Consider the following 18,990-nt stretch of genomic DNA (forward strand, 5'->3'; position numbering starts at 1 on the left):
AACATGAAAGGCGTGGACATGAAGTCGCATGCGGTTTCAGAGTCTGTTTCAGTATTAGGGGCGGGGTCTTACGGCACCGCCCTTGCTTTTTGTCTTGCCAGAAATGGCAACCCTACACTGCTTTGGGGGCGTGATGAAAAGCACATTGCTGAAATGGAAGCGAGCCGCGAGAATACACGTTATCTTCCCGGTGCTACATTTCCAGATGCCTTGGTGGTTAATGCTAATTTAGAAGAAGTGGTCGCTGCCAGCCAAGATATTTTAGTGGTTGTACCTAGCCATGCATTTGCATCCATGCTTCAGAGTTTAAAGCCTTTGCTTAAACCGCATCAACGCATTATCTGGGCCACCAAAGGGTTAGAGCCTAAAACCGGTCGCTTGCTTCGCGATGTGGCGGAAGAAATTCTAGGGACTGATTACCCCTTAGCTGTGTTATCAGGCCCTACCTTTGCTAAAGAAATGGTAGCAGGCTTACCTACTGCGATTTCGCTGTCTTCCGCTGACGATTCTCTGAGTGACGAATTTGCAGCAAAGCTTCATTGCGCAAAGTCGTTTCGCGTATACAAAAACTCAGACTTTACTGGCGTTCAGCTTGGTGGTGCGGTTAAAAACGTTATCGCTATTGGCGCGGGCTTAGCCGATGGCCTTGGCTTTGGCGCAAACGCGCGAACGGCACTGATCACACGAGGGTTGGCAGAGCTTACCCGTTTGGGCGTGAAGCTGGGAGCAAATCCCGAAACCTTTATGGGAATGGCAGGCCTTGGCGATTTGGTGTTAACCTGTACTGACAATCAGTCGCGCAACCGTCGCTTTGGGCTGGCTTTAGGCCAAGGCAAAAGTGTTGATGTGGCTATTGAAGAAATTGGACAGGTAGTAGAGGGATATCGCAATACTGAAGAAGTACATATTTTATCTAAGAAAGTAGGCGTAGAAATGCCTATTTGTGAACAAATTTATGCTGTGCTTTATCACGGAAAATCCCCCACAGAGGCGGCCTTAGCCCTGCTTGGTCGAGACCTCAAAAAAGAAGCGTAACGCACAAAAAGCCCTGTTCACAGGGCTTTTGTTTTGCTGCTTGAGAAAATCTAAATGCTATGGCGAAGTGATGTCGGCGCCTGCGCTTTCTCTGTAGGTGGCAATGACAGAAGAGAGTACGGCTTGATAATTACTGATCACAGATTGTCTTGCCGAGAAAAAGCTACGTTGGGCATTAAGCAGATTCAAAAAATCGGTATCGCCTGCTTTGTAGCGAATATCCGCAAGATGATAAAGCTGCTGATTATTCTCGAGTGACGCTAACGCGTAGCGGTAGTTTTGTTGATTAAATGCCAAGTTAGTTTGACTGTTTAACAACGCTTCTATCGCACTAAGCACAGTCTGCTGATACTGTAATATCGCTAAATCCACGTCGGTTTTCGCCGCCTTCTCTGCAGCTTCTAACCGTCCCCCATCGAACAGGGTTGCTGCTGAGCTTATTGCAGCACTCAAGGTCCACCCTTGCGCTAAATCCAGTAAATCACTAACACCAATATCTGCACTTAAACTCATTCCTGGAAGGCCCGCCACTGACGCTTCGTAAAATGCCAAATCAGCCTGCTTAAATTGCGCTATGGCTAACTGAATATCTGGGCGCTGCATCAACACCTCAGCACTTAGCACAGGTGTCACTTCGGGCAATGAAAAATCGGTAAGCGATAGGGAAAGCAGCGCTTTTTGTTCAGGCGTATTAAGCTGCATAGACTCATTTCCTAACAATTCCGCTAATGCCCGTTCATTCAGAGTCAGGCTATTGCGAAGTCGCAACACCTCTGACTGTGCACTGATCAGCGTATTGCGCTGCTGGGAAACTTCAATACCCGAGGTATCGCCTTCTTCAAAGCGTATTTGAACTAGCTTCAATAGCGCTTCGCTAATCTCTACATTTTGCATCGCAATAGACAGCCGCGACTGCAGTGAAATTTGCTCTAGCAGAGTATTTATAAACAATGCCTGAGTGTCTAACAGTGCATCGGTAAATTGATACTGTACAGTATCAATACCTAACTGACGGCTGCGCTGCTGAGCATCTCGTGTACCCCATATGTCCGCGTCATAACTCACCCCCAGTCCACCTGAAGTAGAGTGACTTGAACGACCACTCTCTAAGTCTCTTCCACTACGTCCAGATGTTCTCGCCGTTATGGTCGGAACGTCACCTGCGTTAACTTGTGCTAATAAAAATTGCGCTCGCTTCACCCTCTGCTTGGCTTGATTAAGGGTTAAATTTTGGCTTTCAAGCGTCTTCATAACGGGCACTAATTCGTCCACCTCGAACACCTTCCACCATGATGTTGTTATTCGATTAGTAGCGTCCACAGACTTCGCTATTTGTAGCGCCTGCGTGTCAGTTTCGGGCAACGTTGTAGAAGGTGAATAAGCGCAGCTTGCTGTCAGCACTATACAAAAGAACGAGCACAGTAATGAACGAGCAACAAGAGGTATAGTAAAACGTAAAGAATGCATGGCGTTACTCCTCTGCCAACGCGTCAATGGGGTTAAGCTTTGATGCTTTTTGAGCAGGGGCATAACCAAAGATGAGCCCCACGGCGAGTGATGTAACAAAAGCCAAAACGGGTGGCATTGGGGTGTAGGCGACAGGCACACTGAATGAGGCTACAATTAGTACAACAAAATAGCCCAGAAGAATACCGAATATACCTCCCAATATACACACTACCCATGCCTCGATATTGAACTGGCGCAAGATATCGCGAGGCTTTGCGCCCGTGGCGATGCGCAGTCCAATCTCCCGTTTACGCTCAGATACGTTGACCAGCATAATGTTCATTACACCGATACCGCCAACAAACAGAGATATGGCAGCGACAGACGCCAAAAGCCAGGTTAAGGTGTCTTGCGTTTCCGTGACCGCCTCTACCAACGACTCAGTAGTACGCACCATCACGTCTTCTTGTCCGTGACGCTCTACCAACAGTGCCAGCACATCGTCTTTTACCTGACTGGCTACTTCGGTACTTTCTGCCTTTATGGTAATGCTACTTAAGTAATCCCGACCAAATACCTTTAAGCGGCCAGTTGTAACCGGGATGAGTACCTCGTCATCCATATCGTTTCCACCTGCACTGGCGCCTTTAGAACGAAGCACACCTACAACCTGATAGAAGGCATTTTGCATCAAAATATATTCGCCTACTGCTCGGTATTTATCTTCAAACAGGGTCTCAGCTACCGTATCTCCAATTACCACCACCGGTGCATAATTTGTTACGTCTTCATCGCTGAAAAACACACCTTGCGCCATCTCCCAATCTTTAGCATGAAAGTAGTCAGGCGTGGTGCCTGTAATACGTCCTGAGAAATCGTTTTCGCTGTATCGGATGGTTGCCCTTGCACTTCTTTCCGGCGCGACATAAGCCACACCCGGCACACTTTTTAATGCGGTGGCATCAGCTAACGTCAGCGATGCGATATCACCTGATGAACGCATGTTTTTCCCACCCGGCCTTATAGATATTAAGTTCGTGCCAATGGTTTCAATGCGCTCTAGTACTTGCTGTTTGCCTCCCTCACCGATGGCCATCATGGTCACCACTGCCGCGACACCAATAATGATACCCAAGAGTGTGAGCAAGGTTCTAAACCAATTCATTCTAAGAGCAGTGAAGGCCATAGATAGCGCAGAAAAAAGTGAGATACTTGGAAAAGGTTTGATTGCCGGTACTGGCGCGGAATCTTGAGAATGTGCGTGCTGCACTGAAGCCGTATTCTTTTCAACTGATTCACTTTTGCTAGGCCCAGCGGTTTTGGCATCAGTTACAATTTTCCCATCAAGCAAGTGTATTTGCCTGTCAGCATGTTCAGCCACTGCACTATCGTGGGTAATAAGAATAATAGTCACCCCTTCTGCGTGAAGCTCGCGAAGCAATGCCAGTAACTGTTCTCCGCTGGCCGAGTCAAGCGCCCCCGTGGGCTCGTCGGCTAATATCACTTCGGCACCATTGATTAAGGCCCTCGCTACCGAGACACGCTGTTGCTGACCACCAGAAAGCTCTCCAGGCTTGTGCTCTTTTCTACTTGAAAGACCAAGTTTATTAAGCAGCTGTTGCGCTTTTTGAGTGCGCTCTTCGCTAGGCGTACCGCTGTATATTGCTGGCAGTGCCACGTTTTCAGTGGCGTTTAGCGATGATAGGAGCTGATAGCGTTGGAAGACAAACCCGAACGTTTTCAAGCGAAGGGCAGAAAGTTGATCGGGGTTTAACGAGGAGACCGATTGTCCGTGGATACGGTACTCTCCTTCTGAAGGTGTGTCTAAACATCCTAGGATATTCATCAAGGTCGACTTTCCTGATCCTGATTGCCCCATAATGGCGACAAATTCCCCCTTATCGATTGATAACGAAACGTTATCCAATGCGGTGACTTCAAACCCTTCTGTTTTGTAGCGGCGTGACACGCCATTAAGCTGTATTAACGACATATTAGAATCCGTCACGGCGACGCGGTGGACCTGATGGCGGCTGCCCACCCGGCACTCTGCGCATACCCGCGGCCGGCATTGCAGTGCCGTCTGCTAGACCCACAACAACTTCATCACCTTCTGACAGGCCTTCTATAATTTGAATATGGGTTCTATTTTTTATGCCTACCTTTACTGGCGTACGAACCACATCATCGCCTTGTTTAAGCATCACGAATTGATTACTACCGCGCCCTTTTACTGCCGCTAACGGCACAGAAAGCGCGCTTTTCTCCTGCTCTTGCACAAAGAACACTTGGGTAGTCATAGCATCCATTAACGTGCGATCAGGATTCTCAACATCGATAAGCACCTGGTATAACACGACGTCGTTAAGTACAGTGGGTGTAGGTAGCACTTGACGTACAGTAGAGTGGTAGAAGGTTTTGTTATCGCCTAAAGTAGAGAAATACACTGGCATACCGCGCTTAATTTTCTGCACATCGGCTTCGGAGACTTCAGCCCGAAGCGTCATTACTGATAAATCGGAAATCTGAAGCAACACGGGCGCGTTCTGGTTCGCATTAAGGGTTTGCCCCTCGCGCACCTGTAACGTAGCGACAGTTCCGGATATTGGCGCGAATATCTTCGCAAACCCTAACTTCGTAATATCCCCTTCCAGCGAGGCTTCGTCGGCTTTAATTTGCGCGATGCTCGCTGTGATCTTGGTATCGATAACTTTGAGGTTGGTATCACTACTTACCACTACATCTTGGCTGACTGCATTCTGCTTAAACAGATTTTGATTGCGTATCGCTCTGACTTCGGCGAGTTCTCGCTCTGCCCGCAGCTGAGCCAGCTGAGCTTTTTTGCTGTCCAGCGCCGCTTGAGAATTCTGTACTTGTGTTTCAAACACACGGGCGTCAATCTCCACCAGCAAATCGCCTTCTTTAACAATATCCCCCTCTTCTACGTGAATATTGTCTACCTGACCTGAAACCTGCGCACCTACCTCTACGTAGCGCTTAGGCTCCAGCTGGCCTGTAGATACCAAGTTCAATTCTATGTCACGTATCTCCGCACGTTGAAAGAGATATTCGGTATTTGACTGAGGTGAATATAGCCATGCATAAACAGCGTAAGTGAGCACAAAAAAAATAGTTGCACTGAACAGTACTTTAAGGGGTAGTGGGAGTTTCAAAGCATTCGATCCATAAAAAAAACTGAATGCAATATAGCGAATGTAAAGATTCGCCACGAGGGACAATCTTTACATTTACGCTATCTTTACAGACTTCTTTTTAGCTAGATAAGCGTTTGAATTAAGTGGTTAAAAGCGTTTTTAGAAATACAGGATGTGGGAAGGTTAATGCTATCGCGCGCCTTCATAACCAAACTGACGCCAGCTTTCATACACAAATACCGATACTGCATTAGACAAGTTCATACTACGACTGTCTGGCAACATAGGGATGCGAACACGCTGCTCTGGAGGAAGCGATTGAATATAGTCGTCTGGTAAACCACGGGTTTCCGGTCCAAAAATTAACGCATCGCCTCTTTGATAAGACACATCGCTGTGAAATGCTTTGCCTTTCGTTGTGCAAGCGAATACCCGTTTTGGTTTAGCATCGTTCAGGTAAGCCTCTAAACTAGCGTGTCGCTTAACGTGAGCAAATTCGTGATAATCTAAACCTGCGCGTCGAACGCGTTTATCGTCCCATTCAAACCCCAAAGGCTCAATCAAGTGCAACATAAAGCCACTGTTTGCACACAAGCGGATGATGTTTCCCGTATTGGGCGGGATCTCTGGCTGATAGAGTACGATATCGAGCATGCTTTTTTAAATTACCTTAACAGTTAACAACCCGCTTATTTTATACCGAAATGCCGTTCTTCATCACCCTTGCACACACTTTTATTACCTGTGAAATAAAAAGCGCTGCTCTTAAGTACGATTACTTAACTAAATTTTAGCTTTGGCCGCACTTATGTAGGCGAGTCTTCTGTTAGAAAGTCGAGAATACGCGCCACAGAGCGCTCGCGAATGTCGTCAGACTCGGTAAATAGCTCATGGTAAGCGCGGGGCACTATTTCAAGTTTTGCATTTGGCATAAGCTGCGCCACGCGGCGCTGACGGTTATTATCAATAATCGCGTCATTGTCTGCACTTAATACAAGCGAAGGCGTTGTGATAGCGCGTGCGCTACTTTCAATTTTATTCATTGCCTGATGCGCCGCCGCCAACCACTCTGTAGTGACGCCACCAAGTTGAATCTCCTGCTCTTCGTCATACAGTTCACGAAACAGGGCATAGCGAGTTTTACTGTGAGTGAGTTTATTTAGTGAAAAAGGAAACGCGATATATGGTGTTTGCCCAAAAAAGTAGCCCGCATCTTTCTTTTTCATTCTATTTACCGCAAGACCTGTACGAATTAAGCCATTCGCCAACCAGTTGGGCAGCGCGGGTTTAATGCCAAACATGGGGGAAGCCAGAACGGCTTTTGAAAACAAATTAGGGAGGCGCAGAAGCGTCAGCGCACCAATGGCGCCCCCCATTGAATGGCATATCAGGTTTAGCGGACCTTGCTGTAGTGGCTTTACAATAGTTTCTACAAACATGACGAAGTCATCGACGTAGTCATCAAAATGGGCAACATAACCATGCTGAGGGTCTCGGGTCATCCTGTCTGACAAACCTTGGCCTCTGTGATCTAAAATGAATACGGCAAAATCATTTTGATAAAGATCGTATATAAACTCTTTATACTTTAAATATGACTCGATGCGTCCTGAGCAAATTACAATCGTTGCTCGCGGCGACTCGGGGATACAGTGCGCAAAGCGCACATTGATATTGTCTTTCCCGGAGAAGTGGCCTTGAGTAACACTATTTTGCCAAAAAGGGTTAATAGACGTGGCAAAGGTGCTGGCTAAGTTATTTTCAGACGTGAACGTCCAGTTCATAAATACCCTATTACAGTCAAGTTGCGCTTTTCGAAAGGCTACAGAGCAGTATCAATGTTCTCAACTATAACTTGGGAAATGACAAAGTGACTCGGAGCCCACCGCGCTCAGCAGGTTCAGCGATAATACGCCCATGATGCAACTCAACAGCCGCTTTTGCAATGGATAACCCCAAGCCTACTCCACCTGACTCACGTTCTCTGGCAAGGGTAGCTCTGTAGAACGGAGAAAATATGCGCTCACATTCGTCTCTGGTTAGTCCGTCGCCGTCATCTGTAATGTGAATACACCAATGCTGCGCATCTTCGCTAAACGCAATATGCGTGACGAGCTTGCTATGACGTATGGCATTGCGAAGGACATTCTCGACAGCGCGACAAAACATCATACTGTCGATAACTACCGTCGTTTTAGGTACATCGTCAACTTTTAACTGCTTGTTCTTGTTTGCCACTTCAAAATTAGCGTCAGTCAATACGTCGTTGAGCACGAGAGACAAGGAGTATTTTTGCATATTAGCTTCGCCAGCTTCAGCACGACTAAGAGTAAGCAATTGCCTTACCAGCGCTTCCATACGGTCAGCTTCTCGCTCTACACGAGATAAGGTGGCTGGATCCACATTTTGCTGATGCGCAAGGCCTAACGCCATTTGCAGTCGCGCCAGTGGTGAGCGAAGCTCGTGAGAAACATCAGCCAACAACCGCTTTTGTGCACCCCACATGGATTCGAGCTGCTCGGCCATTTTATTAAAATCGCGCGCCAACTGACCTAACTCATCCTGACGCTTAGCGGCCTTGCCCACCCGTGTTTGCCAATCACCGCTTGCTAAGCGTTTTACAGAACCTTGAATATGTAAAATAGGGTTTGTCAGCGTTTTGGCAAATAGCCAACTTAAAAGCGTTGTAGTAATAAGTGCAATCGCCAAAAATAACAGAACTGGAGGAGTTTGCTTCTCGGGCATATCAAGCTTCACCGCAAAAAGCGCAAAGCGTGAATTATCTCGCTCAAAGAAAACCGGCCCCAGAATTTTAAATGCCCCGCGTTTTACCGCGATCGGGGAAGTTTGGTTAACTAAACGTAGCAAATCTTCTTTATCGTTGTCACGAAGCGGAGGGCCACCACCTGAATTAAGGCGGTTGTCGCGAATATTTACGGCAACCAGTCGACCTCTTACGCCGCGAGAATTGCGATCGAGTGCCTCCTGTAGCGGTAAGCTCTGAAAACGGCTTCGCTGCATTCGCTCAATGGCTTGATTCAACTCTTCTACTTCACGAGGCTTTATTTGCACAACTTGAAGGTCTTCAAAAAAGAGACGACTCCCCCAGATGGCCAAAAGCGATGTGACAATGAATGTTGCCCAAAACCAAAGAAATAAGCGGCCCATTATGGCCCGCGTTGGGCTGATACTGCTTAACAGTTTTACCATTGATGGCTTCCAGCTATTAACATGTACCCAACCCCGCGAATAGTTTTAATTTTCTCATCTAAGGCTACTACACTGATTTTCTTTCGCAGGTTGCTTACATGCATATCAATACTTCTGTCAAAAGCTTGCAGTGGCTTGCCAAGTATTTTTAAGCTTATTTCTTCTTTCGTCACCCGATGAGCGGCATTAAGCATTAGTAAGCGCAAAATTAAAAACTCAGTTGTGGTTAGCGTTAACTCCACACCGTCCACTTTGGCAAGCTGGCTACTTGGGCTTAAAAAGATTCCATTCACATGTAAGTCTTGTTCAACCGCTCCTCCCGTAGAGGAAATATTGTGACGACGCACAATCGCTTTTATTCGCGCCACCAGCTCACGATGGTTAAACGGTTTCGGTAAATAATCATCTGCGCCCATTTCCAGACCTAGTATTCGGTCGTAATCATCGCCTCTTGCAGTCAGCATGAGTACTGGTGTGCTGTGGCTAGCACGAAGCTTTTTCAATACGTCGAAGCCATCCATCTTTGGCATCATTACATCTAATAAAATAAGATCGTAGTGTCGTCCAGACACGGCTTCAGATAACCCTTCTTCGCCATCGTTACGCACGTTCACTTGATATCCCATGCTCGACAAGTACGTGGAAAGCATCTCCGTTAACTCAAGGTCATCATCAATAACAAGGATAGACTGCAAATGAAAATCTGAACTCATGGTATTAAACTCTTTAACGGTTGGAACTGCTGACCTTTGATTCATGAAAGTGCCTGTAATTTTTATAAACTTCAACCTACGCTTGTGGTGAGTTTTATCTAAATTCAATGAAAAACACTGACAAACGCATACTATATCTTTTCAGACCTTTACAATCACAAAACGGCATCACCTTTACAGAAGTTTTACAGTGCGTTGACTGCTTTTTGTATCTATCACGTTAGGATTAGCGTGTCCGAACAAAAAGGAGACGACAATGAAAAAGTTATTAATTGCTAGTGCAACGGTAGCGGCGATTAGCTTGGGTGGACTTGCATTGGCTCAGCCAGCTGGTCCTGGTATGCGTCACCACGAACCGGTTAAAGAAATTGTTAAACACCTTCGCGGTTTAAGCTTAAGCGACACACAGCGCGAAGAGATAAAAACACTCGTAAGCGCATTTAAAGACGCTAACCCTCGACCTGAATATCAAGATAGTGAAAAGCCAGATTTCGATTTTGAAACCGCTTCTGAGGCACAAGTCAGTGCTTTTATAGAAACTCAGTTTGAAGAGCGAGAGTCGAAACAATTTGCGCTTGCTCAACTACGCCACAATATATTTAACGTGCTAAGTGAAGAGCAGCAATCGAAAGTTCTGGCTCGAGAGGAAAGCAGGAAAGAAAAAAGAGAAGCGCAAGGCGACAAGCGCCGCAACGCGCCTAACGAGCAAAAATCACAGTTTGCAAAACGCATGGATGCTGAAGGTAAAGGTAAGAAATTCCGCGGTCACAGTAAAGGTGAAAGAGGCGGTAGGGGACATCAGCACAATGGTATGCCGTTCAAAGGCATTGACCTGACCGATGATCAACTGGCAAACCTTGCTAAGCTTCGTAAATCTTTTAAGGATACATCCAAAGCAAATAGCGAAATATTGCAAAGCTTCAAGGATGCCCAGCGCACCCTGATTAGAAGTTCGTCTTTCTCACAAGATACGTGGAACGCGCTTGTTGCCGAGTACAAAGACGACCTTGTCAGCGCTGGCGTTGAAAAGGCCAAGCAGCGCCAAGCCATGCTTGCTGTATTAACGCCTGCACAGCAAGCTGAGTTAAAAGCCCAGCGCGAAGATGGCCGAAAACTACGTGAGTTACTGCGTTCATAATCTTCAGTAACACCCTAACCCACCGTAAAAAGTGCTGGCCCTGGCCAGCCTTTTTTATGGCTGGTTTTCGACCCGTTGACTTTCTATTAAACTTCGCTTCGCCGCGTGTGTTGACGGCGTGACAAAATCACCAATATGTACACTATCACTCCCTGATTCCGCTTTTAGCAAACTGACTTCATCAGAAACTTCATACACCTGCAAAGTCAGGGCCTTTGTTGAAAACAAACCCGATGTTCTTGATAAACCCAACGCAGGCAGCGCCAGTCGTTTCACTAAAGAGAACTCATCACCCACTACCAATCCACTATTTTTTCCTAGGTCTATAGCGATGTAGTCAGGCGATGTATCAATTACCTGCGCATAGGTGGTTTCACATTGAAGGGCCGCGTGAATATCAGTAACAGCAGCGTGCACCGTATTAAGTACCATTCGTCCGAAGTCACTGCGCCATAACAGGCTGTTGTTTATATCGACCAAATAATGTTGGGAAAAGGGCCAATCGGCCTCGCTGTGATAGCTATCATTGAAAATCACTTTGGCTTTGAAAGTATCAAGTACGTAAACCTGAACGGTAAAATTCCGACGAAGCGCAACACCATCGCTTTCAAATACCGACGTAGCTTGCGATACCTGCTCAAAAAGTGAAATGTCTTTTACAAACCCGAATACCACGAACTGCTGGCCATATTCACTTCGAAGAAACGTAGACATTGCAGTTAAGTCAATATCTGAAAGACTAGAGGTTAACCACGTATTCGCGTTAATAAGAGAAGCGGGTATTTGGCTCACACCTCCAGTTTGATAAAGACCGTTAAGTTGCTGAGCAAAGCGTTGAGAAACATGACTACCAAATGAATAAAGCATACCAGTGGCGGCTTGTTGTGGTGAGGTTAAAGGAAAATCTGTAACTAAAATGCGATGGGCAAGTCCGTTGTTTGAACAATTGAACAGAGGCGTAATGTTTACATTCACCACCACCGTAAGTGTGTCGTCTTTGAGTGTTTCACTTATGATCTCAACCCGCTGTATTCGTCCTTGAGAGCGAATCTCGGCTTTACTGGAAAGAAGTAGCCCATCTACCGTAATATCTTGCGCGGAAATAGTACTACCGCTATTAAATGCAGCGTCAGCAATAGCATTTTGTAAGGCGCTGGTTCGTACATCACTAAGATCTGCACCTGCAAGCGCCATCGTAGCTTCACCCTGCACCCATTGAGCCCGCGCGTGCTGACTAATCAAAGAGAATAATAAAATAAGCGAAGTAGCAAGGCTAATCCGTAAGCTTGGCAAAATGGTGCGTTTCATGGCGTTTATCCAAATATCGAAAACAGCTTGCCTATTACGGTACGCTGCTGATTATCTTGCAGCTCCCCCGTACCGCTATACTCAATTAATGCGTTACCAACTTTAGAAGACAAAACGGTATTGCTTTCATCAACATCGTTTTTTCTGACTTCTCCTGAAAAGCGAATATATTCCTTTCCTTTGTTCATGGTTATCCACTTTTCACCCGTCACAAGTAAATTCCCCGCAGGCGTGATGCCTGTCACGTATACTGTAATGCTGCCACTCATTGAGTTTGATTGCTTAGTTTTAGCTGAGCTGGCGAACTCACTGTCCTGTTCGTGCTCCACTTCAACGTCATCGTCGCCAATTCGTATTCCACCCACTTTTAGTGTTACGGGCGATAAATCGAAGGATGTGTTTTTGTCTGTATTAAAATCGAGTGATTTCTCCGACTGCGTCTGCTCTTCAAGCTTAACTAAAATCATGTCACCCACTTTGAAACTTGCATGACGGACGTAAAGCCCTACAGATTGTTCAGGGTTGAATAGCGACCCTGTGGGGACGTGCAAGGTCGACGTTGGCTCCATCCTCGGGGGAGAGTAGCGAGGATCACCAGGCGACGGCGCTTCCTCTTCAGGCTTCACAGCCCTTTGCGACACATTTGGGTTGGTCGGGCTACTTTGAACAACCTGTTCTTCGTCAGTGAGTGGTTGGGCACAACCACCAAGTGTAAAGATTGCGATGAGTGTGTGTATTTGGCATCGAACTTTCATAACATTGCTCAGTATTCGTTTTTATGCAGTGTGTAAATTAAGTGCCATCCATGACCTAACAGGAGCAAGTGTAAACGAACAAATAAAAAAAATACTGTTCGCTTGCCGTATTTGCAAAACCTTTACAAATCAAATAGATGCCTGCGGGTAAGGGATATTATGGCCATAGAAAACACAACAGCTAACGCGGTAAAAGGTGGCGTTAGCGCGCTACTTTCAAAACTTGGTTTACACACTACTGCCAACGAAAATCAATCGGCAAGTTCACCAGAAATAGGTAACGAGGCGGCAACAAGCGGTCAATCTTTGCCGTCTTTATTCGCATCATTACTCTCAATAGAAAATCAATCGGGTGGTGCTGATGCAAGCGACGGTGAAATATCAAGCAATGCTTATCTTTCAACACAATCTAAAGATCTCACCAATACCGTAAGCAATACTCAAGATGCTTTGCCTCTAATTTCAGCTATTACTAACGCCAATAGTGCTTTATCTGATGATGCAATTGCTATCATGCAAAATACGCTGTTAAATGCATTGCAAAACAGTGTGTTTCAATCGCTAGTCGCTAACAATGACACAACCGTAAATGCGACTTCAGGCGTTCAAGTCAATAGTGACAGCCACACCGTCAGTAGTAATCAAAGTGATGCTCCCTCAACACTATTCGATAGTCTATATACCGGTGCTTTTGGTGAAGACGGGCTTGATCTTAGAGACGGGTTTGATGTGTTAAACATTGCAAATCACCTACCCGTAGTGTCGGATATTTATGAGGAAACCACATCCAATCAAACTGCCGCAGCGGCAAGTTTGGCCGGAAGCTTTTTATATGGCGGTATAGGCGGATTAATGTATAACGCCATTGACTTGACCGTAGAAAATGTTTCAGGGCAAAGTATCTCAAACCATATATGGACGATGGGCCAGTCTTTACTCGCGTCAGTTTTCAACAATGTAAGCAGCGACAGTAATGTAGATACTGATACCTCAGGTACGCCACAATCGCAGACGATAAAGGCCACCACACCCATTGAGACTGATGATATAGCCACCGGACTCGTTAACAGGGGGACAGATGCAGCCTACCAATTCGTTCAACGAAGTTTCAACTAACGTAAAGACGATATATTACCCGCCAAACTACAAGACCTGTTGACATAGTCAATCTTAAAAGTTCGGCTTAACAGGCTTGTAGTCGGGTGACAAGAAGAGCGGCGACGTTATTACTAAATCTGCTGTTGCTGGTGTGCAAGCGACGGGTACATTCCATACCGAACACAGGCGCAACAGTGCTTTAACGTCAGGGTCGTGGGGCGCCGGGTTCAGCGGATCCCAGAAAAAGAAAAGTGCATCTAGCTTATTCTCAGCTATGAGCGCTCCTATTTGCTGATCGCCACCAAGCGGACCACTCTTGTAGCGTGTAACTTCCAGTCCAGTTTCTTTGGCAACCAAGCCGCCTGTGGTGCCTGTGCCAACTAAATTACATTGTTTAAGCACCTCTATGTGCTGCTTAACCCAAGCTAGTAGCTCAGGCTTTTTATGATCGTGCGCCACTAGCGCCAAAGTAAGTTTGCCCATTTTATTTTCCGAGTTAATCCTAACAACCAATACTCACGTCCACTGACGACAGACATTAACGTCCCATATGAGTTCTGTTAAAAGCTACTGCCAATAGTTTCCTCGCGCATTATTACAAGCAATGTTCATCGATAACGAAGTCTGTTAACGCACCGTATGCCGAAGTGAGTATAAATATTCAGTTCTAACGGGCAACTTGTCAACTTACTGTCACAACTATAAATATATTATTAGCTATATTTTTTATTGCGTAGACGCCATGCCGCCAACTTAAAATATTTATACATTTTTATTGCATAAACATTCAGAATAGATACACTAGTCGACGGTTAAAGCATCCAACTCACAATTTTGAGTTGCAACTTGATAGGAATTGATGATGACACAACCAACTCGGTTTGTTGGTTCAACCACTAACAACGATAAAGAGTTTACCTCTTCCCTGGCTGGCTACACCTTGCATAGCGCACGACGATGCGTGTGCACTCCTATGCGCATTCTGTAGCACACTTTTTACCTTTGTAATGTGGTCGCGGTTAGGCAAGGATTTACGCCCAACCAGTTTACAAAGGTAAAAAGTGATTTTTTTCTCCTTTTATTGAATTTTTAAATTATGTATAGCGTTTCAATTATTGGTGCCAGTGGTTACACAGGGGCACAACTTGTTCAGTTGGTTATTCAACATCCTAAACTAGTTTTAGCGAGTATTTACGTATCAGAAAATAGTAGTGATGCGGGTAAAGGTATTGCAGAGCTTCACGGCAACTTGGCTCACGTTAACGCTACGCTTACCCCTATTTCGGATGCGGCATTAAAAGAAATGGCGGATAACGTTGATTTTATCTTCTTAGCCACGCCTCACGAGGCCAGCCACGACTGGATGCCAGTGTTATCTTCAGGTAAAGCCAAAGTACTCGATTTATCCGGCGCATTCAGGCTAAAAGATACCCAAGTTTTCGAACAGTTTTATGGCTTTCCCCATACTCAAGAACAAAGCCTGGATCAGGCTGTTTATGGTCTTGCCGAATGGCATGAAGCGCAAATTGCCACTGCTGACGTTATTGCTGTACCGGGTTGCTATCCCACGGCGAGCCTGAGTGCACTTAAACCCCTTGCTCACAATAATTTGCTGGATGAAAGCGTTCGCCCTGTAATTAACGCCGTATCAGGTGTATCCGGTGCGGGCAGAAAAGCTAGCCTTACCACCAGCTTTTTCGAAGTAAGCCTGCAAGCATATGGCGTACTAGGCCACCGTCATACGCCTGAAATAGAAGTATATTTAGGCACCCCGGTTATCTTTACGCCGCACTTAGGAAACTTCAAAAGAGGAATATTGGCGACCGTAACCGTTAAAGTTAAAGCTGGTACCACCAGCGCCCAACTTGAACAAGCGTACACTGACGCCTATGCTGATAAACCTATTGTGCGTTTGCGCACAAGTTTTCCAAAAATTGATGACGTTGCTCACACTCCCTTTGTTGATCTTCACTGGAAGCTGGACGAAGCATCTGGATACGCTGTAGTAACAGCGGCGATAGACAACGTAATGAAAGGCGCTGCCTCTCAAGCTATACAGTGCCTAAACATAATGACGAAACAGCCAGTAGAGACAGGGTTAGTACTATGAGTGTTTCACCTATTGTGATTAAGGTTGGCGGTGCATTACTTGATGATGCGGCGGCAATGACTCGCTTATTTCTAAGCGTAAAAGACGTTCAAGCAAGACGCCCGGTTGTGGTAGTTCACGGGGGCGGCCCGCTAGTGGAAACACTAATGGCGAGCCTTGGCCTTCGAAGCACAAAAATTGATGGTCTGCGCGTTACACCGGACGAGCACATGCCTTATATCTGCGGCGCGCTAGCAGGCTCTGCCAACAAACAGCTTTGTGCTGCGGCATTGGCTTCTGGCTTAACTCCAGTTGGCTTGTCGTTGCTAGACGGCAATATGGTGGTGTGTGAGCCACTGGCTGACCAGTATGGCGCCGTTGGCGTGCCATCAACGGCAGACGCTTCGTTCTTAAAAAACGTTTTGGCGCAGTCAACGCTTCCTATCATTAGCTCAATCGGTTCTAGCCCACAGGGTAGACTGCTGAATGTCAATGCCGACCAAGCAGCAACGGTTATCGCTGAGCTTCTCAACGCCGAACTTTTGCTGCTTTCTAACGTTGATGGCGTATTGGATGGTAATAAAACGCTCATTAGCGAACTTAACGCTACAAGCATTGCGCAATACGCCTGTGATGGTGTTATTACCGACGGGATGAAAGTGAAAGTGGATGCGGCACTGGCGTCTGCTGAAAACTTGGGCCGTGCGGTGTACATCGCGAGTTGGGCTGCTGACATCAACGACATTTTAAATAAAAAAACGGGTACACAAATTCTGCCCGCAGCGCTGACAAGTACACTGTCGACAAACGCTGACTTACCCAATACCGACTTTACAAAAGGCAATGCCGGAGAAGTACAATGAAACAGGACCTACTCACCTTTGCAGACTGGACACCCGACGCAATGAAAAACTTGCTGCAATTGGCTGTAGAAATTAAACAAGCCCCAGCAAGTTACAACAACGTGCTAGCGGGGAAATCTATTGTTGCCCTGTTTGAAAAGCCGTCTTTGCGAACCCGCGTAAGCTTTGATATTGGTATTAATAAGCTTGGCGGTCATATGGTGTACTTAGATGCACAGTCGGGCAAGTTAGCCGGCCGAGAAGATGCTGTGGATACTGCCTCTAACCTAGCCTGCTGGGCTGACGCTATCGTCGCTCGTGTGTTTTCTCACGATACGCTGGAAACCTTTTCTAAGGCTGCAAATGTGCCAGTTATCAATGCACTGTGTGATAAATATCATCCATGCCAAGGCCTTGCCGATTACCTCACTATGTTTGAACGCTTCGGCAAAACCGAAGGGCTTACCATGGCTTACGTAGGCGATGGCAATAATGTGACTCACTCACTATTAATTGTTGGTGCCCTGCTAGGTTGCAACCAAGTTGTCGTCACACCAGAGGGTCACGAAGCGGCACCTGAAATTGTGGCGCAAGCCAAAGCGATTGCGGAAAAGACTGGGGTATCAATTGTTGAAAGCACGAAGCTTAGTGCCGCTAACGGCGCAGACGTTATCTATGCAGATACATGGCTTTCAATGGGTGACGATACGCCACTTGAAGTGATCAAAGAAAAGTTCATGCCTTACCAGGTAAATGAAGCGCTGATGGAGGCAACCGGTGCAAGGTATGTTATGCACTGCCAACCTGCCCATCGCGATTTAGAAATTACAGGCTCGTTGATTGATAGCGATAAATCGCTATTAATGCAGCAAGCAGAAAATAGAATGCATGGCCAAAACGCCATTCTTACTCAATTACTTAATGCCTAAGCAGGCGCTTAAGAGGTTTACTTAGATGCAAAACGTTAAAAAAATCGTGCTGGCCTATTCAGGCGGGCTTGATACATCAGCCATCATTCCATGGCTAAAAGAAAACTATGGCTGTGAAGTTGTCGCGTTCGCGGCCGACGTAGGTCAAGGTGATGAAGAGCTAGAAGGTCTTCACGAAAAAGCCATCGCATCTGGCGCGAGCGAGTGCCACATTGTTGATTTAAAAGAAGAGTTCGTAAGCGAATATATCTTCCCAACTATCACAACCGGTGCGGTGTACGAAGGCGAATATTTACTTGGTACGTCAATGGCGCGCCCGGTCATCGCCAAAGCGCAAGTTGAGATTGCGCGTAAAGTGGGTGCCGACGCATTATGTCACGGCTGTACGGGTAAAGGTAACGACCAAGTACGCTTTGAAAGCACCTTTGCGGCTCTAGCCCCTGATCTTACAGTTATTGCTCCATGGCGTGAGTGGGATATGGTAAGCCGTGAAGACCTATTGGCTTATCTAGCAGAACGTAATATTCCAACCACAGCGTCAGCAACAAAGATTTACAGCCGCGATGCAAACGCATGGCACATTTCACACGAAGGCGGCGAGCTTGAAGACCCATGGCAAGAGCCTACCAAGCAAGTGTGGACCATGACCGTTGACCCTGAAGATGCCCCAGATACTCCTGAGCGCGTAACCCTGTCTTTTGACGAAGGTAAACTAACTCACGTTGATGGTGAAGCACTCTCGCCTTATCAGGCGCTAGTAAAACTTAATACTGTAGCTGCGGCGCATGGTGTTGGACGTATCGACATTGTTGAAAACCGCCTTGTAGGTATGAAGTCTCGTGGCTGTTATGAAACGCCAGGAGGCACAGTTTTACTTAAAGCGTACAAAGCGCTGGAAACCATGGTGCTAGACAAAGCGGCGCTTAAATACCGTGAGCAAATTGGCCTTGAGTTCTCGCATGTAATGTACGACGGCCGTTGGTTTACGGCCCTTAACGATGCGCTACTTGCTGGTGCTGCTTCTTTTGCCAAGAAAGTAAAGGGCGATATCGTGGTTAAGCTATACAAAGGCCAAGCTACGGTAACACAGCGCCGTTCGCCAAATAGTCTTTACTCTGAAGACTTTGCTACCTTTGGTGCAGACGATGTTTACGACCAGAAGCACGCTGAAGGCTTTATCCGCCTGTTCAGCCTTTCAAGTCGTATCGAAGCATTGAAAAAACAAGGTGAACAGTAAGCGTTACCTACAATAGTAAAGCTTAAGTCAGA

The 18,990-nt window shown here is 46.3% G+C and carries 17 protein-coding genes; 7 read left to right on the forward strand and 10 right to left on the reverse strand.

From position 1 onward, the window contains the following. Window positions 1-3: 3 nt before the first annotated feature. Window positions 4-1,035 carry an NAD(P)H-dependent glycerol-3-phosphate dehydrogenase gene (gene gpsA, locus V7R42_RS16860; RefSeq protein ID WP_334021594.1) on the forward strand — a complete coding sequence of 344 codons (1,032 nt, stop codon included), beginning with the start codon at window positions 4-6 and terminating at the stop codon, window positions 1,033-1,035. A 57-nt stretch (window positions 1,036-1,092) separates the two neighbouring features. On the opposite strand, the gene V7R42_RS16865 is transcribed toward gpsA, so the two are convergent. The 7 genes from V7R42_RS16865 to V7R42_RS16895 form a co-directional block, all read right to left on the reverse strand. Further along, window positions 1,093-2,502: a TolC family protein gene (locus V7R42_RS16865; protein ID WP_334021462.1), complete on the reverse strand. Its 1,410-nt coding sequence runs from the start codon at window positions 2,500-2,502 to the stop codon at window positions 1,093-1,095. Window positions 2,503-2,506: 4 nt separating this feature from the next. Beyond that, the gene (locus tag V7R42_RS16870; protein ID WP_334021465.1) at window positions 2,507-4,477 is read right to left on the reverse strand and encodes a MacB family efflux pump subunit; all 1,971 of its coding nucleotides are present in this window, start codon (window positions 4,475-4,477) and stop codon (window positions 2,507-2,509) included. 1 nt (window position 4,478) lies between these two features. Further along, window positions 4,479-5,657 carry an efflux RND transporter periplasmic adaptor subunit gene (locus V7R42_RS16875; RefSeq protein ID WP_334021467.1) on the reverse strand — a complete coding sequence of 393 codons (1,179 nt, stop codon included), beginning with the start codon at window positions 5,655-5,657 and terminating at the stop codon, window positions 4,479-4,481. Window positions 5,658-5,828: 171 nt separating this feature from the next. After that, the gene (trmL, locus tag V7R42_RS16880; RefSeq protein ID WP_334021469.1) at window positions 5,829-6,293 is read right to left on the reverse strand and encodes a tRNA (uridine(34)/cytosine(34)/5-carboxymethylaminomethyluridine(34)-2'-O)-methyltransferase TrmL; all 465 of its coding nucleotides are present in this window, start codon (window positions 6,291-6,293) and stop codon (window positions 5,829-5,831) included. A 152-nt stretch (window positions 6,294-6,445) separates the two neighbouring features. After that, window positions 6,446-7,423: an alpha/beta fold hydrolase gene (locus tag V7R42_RS16885; RefSeq protein ID WP_334021471.1), complete on the reverse strand. Its 978-nt coding sequence runs from the start codon at window positions 7,421-7,423 to the stop codon at window positions 6,446-6,448. A gap of 64 nt (window positions 7,424-7,487) precedes the next feature. Further along, entirely contained in the window at window positions 7,488-8,849 is a 1,362-nt protein-coding gene (locus V7R42_RS16890; protein WP_334021473.1) for an ATP-binding protein, read from the reverse strand. Next, window positions 8,843-9,562 (reverse strand): response regulator transcription factor, encoded by a 720-nt coding sequence (locus tag V7R42_RS16895; protein ID WP_334021596.1) that lies wholly within the window; start codon window positions 9,560-9,562, stop codon window positions 8,843-8,845. Before V7R42_RS16895 ends, V7R42_RS16890 begins: the two co-directional genes overlap by 7 nt. A 256-nt stretch (window positions 9,563-9,818) precedes the next feature. Between V7R42_RS16895 and V7R42_RS16900 the strand changes: the two genes are divergently transcribed. After that, a complete protein-coding gene (locus tag V7R42_RS16900; protein ID WP_334021475.1) occupies window positions 9,819-10,700 on the forward strand; it encodes a Spy/CpxP family protein refolding chaperone in 882 nt (293 codons plus the stop codon). Between the two features lie 54 nt (window positions 10,701-10,754). On the opposite strand, the gene V7R42_RS16905 is transcribed toward V7R42_RS16900, so the two are convergent. Next, on the reverse strand, window positions 10,755-12,008 hold the full coding sequence (locus V7R42_RS16905; RefSeq protein ID WP_334021476.1) for a flagellar assembly protein T N-terminal domain-containing protein: 1,254 nt from the start codon (window positions 12,006-12,008) through the stop codon (window positions 10,755-10,757). Window positions 12,009-12,013: 5 nt separating this feature from the next. Further along, on the reverse strand, window positions 12,014-12,763 hold the full coding sequence (locus tag V7R42_RS16910) for a flagellar basal body L-ring protein FlgH (RefSeq protein WP_334021477.1): 750 nt from the start codon (window positions 12,761-12,763) through the stop codon (window positions 12,014-12,016). Window positions 12,764-12,922: 159 nt separating this feature from the next. Between V7R42_RS16910 and V7R42_RS16915 the strand changes: the two genes are divergently transcribed. Next, entirely contained in the window at window positions 12,923-13,879 is a 957-nt protein-coding gene (locus V7R42_RS16915; protein WP_334021478.1) for a hypothetical protein, read from the forward strand. A 54-nt stretch (window positions 13,880-13,933) separates the two neighbouring features. Here the strand turns inward: V7R42_RS16915 and V7R42_RS16920 are convergent, their stop codons facing one another. Further along, window positions 13,934-14,344, reverse strand: coding sequence for a methylglyoxal synthase (locus tag V7R42_RS16920; protein ID WP_014978142.1), 411 nt, complete (start codon window positions 14,342-14,344; stop codon window positions 13,934-13,936). Between the two features lie 613 nt (window positions 14,345-14,957). Here V7R42_RS16920 and argC point away from each other — a divergent pair. The 4 genes from argC to V7R42_RS16940 are packed head-to-tail and all read left to right on the forward strand — an operon-like array spanning window position 14,958 to window position 18,958. Continuing rightward, window positions 14,958-15,971: an N-acetyl-gamma-glutamyl-phosphate reductase gene (argC, locus tag V7R42_RS16925; RefSeq protein WP_334021480.1), complete on the forward strand. Its 1,014-nt coding sequence runs from the start codon at window positions 14,958-14,960 to the stop codon at window positions 15,969-15,971. After that, window positions 15,968-16,813 carry an acetylglutamate kinase gene (argB, locus tag V7R42_RS16930; protein ID WP_334021482.1) on the forward strand — a complete coding sequence of 282 codons (846 nt, stop codon included), beginning with the start codon at window positions 15,968-15,970 and terminating at the stop codon, window positions 16,811-16,813. Before argC ends, argB begins: the two co-directional genes overlap by 4 nt. Beyond that, complete coding sequence (locus tag V7R42_RS16935; protein ID WP_334021483.1) at window positions 16,810-17,721, forward strand: ornithine carbamoyltransferase; 912 nt, start codon at window positions 16,810-16,812, stop codon at window positions 17,719-17,721. The genes argB and V7R42_RS16935 overlap by 4 nt, the downstream gene beginning before the upstream one ends. A gap of 25 nt (window positions 17,722-17,746) precedes the next feature. Next, window positions 17,747-18,958, forward strand: a complete 1,212-nt coding sequence (locus V7R42_RS16940; RefSeq protein ID WP_334021485.1) for an argininosuccinate synthase — start codon at window positions 17,747-17,749, stop codon at window positions 18,956-18,958. Window positions 18,959-18,990: the final 32 nt, after the last annotated feature.

Source organism: Alteromonas sp. S015, from assembly GCF_036864485.1.
In the GTDB taxonomy this organism is placed as follows: Bacteria; Pseudomonadota; Gammaproteobacteria; order Enterobacterales; family Alteromonadaceae; genus Alteromonas.

Excerpts from the sequence above, each read along its gene's own strand:
- V7R42_RS16905 (WP_334021476.1), bottom strand. The coding sequence starts at position 12,008 with ATGAAACGCACCATTTTGCCAAGCTTACGGATTAGCCTTGCTACTTCG.
- V7R42_RS16940 (WP_334021485.1), top strand. The coding sequence starts at position 17,747 with ATGCAAAACGTTAAAAAAATCGTGCTGGCCTATTCAGGCGGGCTTGAT.
- V7R42_RS16915 (WP_334021478.1), top strand. The coding sequence starts at position 12,923 with ATGGCCATAGAAAACACAACAGCTAACGCGGTAAAAGGTGGCGTTAGC.
- V7R42_RS16920 (WP_014978142.1), bottom strand. The coding sequence starts at position 14,344 with ATGGGCAAACTTACTTTGGCGCTAGTGGCGCACGATCATAAAAAGCCT.
- V7R42_RS16870 (WP_334021465.1), bottom strand. The coding sequence starts at position 4,477 with ATGTCGTTAATACAGCTTAATGGCGTGTCACGCCGCTACAAAACAGAA.
- V7R42_RS16885 (WP_334021471.1), bottom strand. The coding sequence starts at position 7,423 with ATGAACTGGACGTTCACGTCTGAAAATAACTTAGCCAGCACCTTTGCC.
- V7R42_RS16865 (WP_334021462.1), bottom strand. The coding sequence starts at position 2,502 with ATGCATTCTTTACGTTTTACTATACCTCTTGTTGCTCGTTCATTACTG.
- trmL (WP_334021469.1), bottom strand. The coding sequence starts at position 6,293 with ATGCTCGATATCGTACTCTATCAGCCAGAGATCCCGCCCAATACGGGA.
- V7R42_RS16910 (WP_334021477.1), bottom strand. The coding sequence starts at position 12,763 with ATGAAAGTTCGATGCCAAATACACACACTCATCGCAATCTTTACACTT.
- V7R42_RS16890 (WP_334021473.1), bottom strand. The coding sequence starts at position 8,849 with ATGGTAAAACTGTTAAGCAGTATCAGCCCAACGCGGGCCATAATGGGC.
- argC (WP_334021480.1), top strand. The coding sequence starts at position 14,958 with ATGTATAGCGTTTCAATTATTGGTGCCAGTGGTTACACAGGGGCACAA.
- gpsA (WP_334021594.1), top strand. The coding sequence starts at position 4 with ATGAAAGGCGTGGACATGAAGTCGCATGCGGTTTCAGAGTCTGTTTCA.
- V7R42_RS16900 (WP_334021475.1), top strand. The coding sequence starts at position 9,819 with ATGAAAAAGTTATTAATTGCTAGTGCAACGGTAGCGGCGATTAGCTTG.
- V7R42_RS16895 (WP_334021596.1), bottom strand. The coding sequence starts at position 9,562 with ATGAGTTCAGATTTTCATTTGCAGTCTATCCTTGTTATTGATGATGAC.
- V7R42_RS16935 (WP_334021483.1), top strand. The coding sequence starts at position 16,810 with ATGAAACAGGACCTACTCACCTTTGCAGACTGGACACCCGACGCAATG.
- argB (WP_334021482.1), top strand. The coding sequence starts at position 15,968 with ATGAGTGTTTCACCTATTGTGATTAAGGTTGGCGGTGCATTACTTGAT.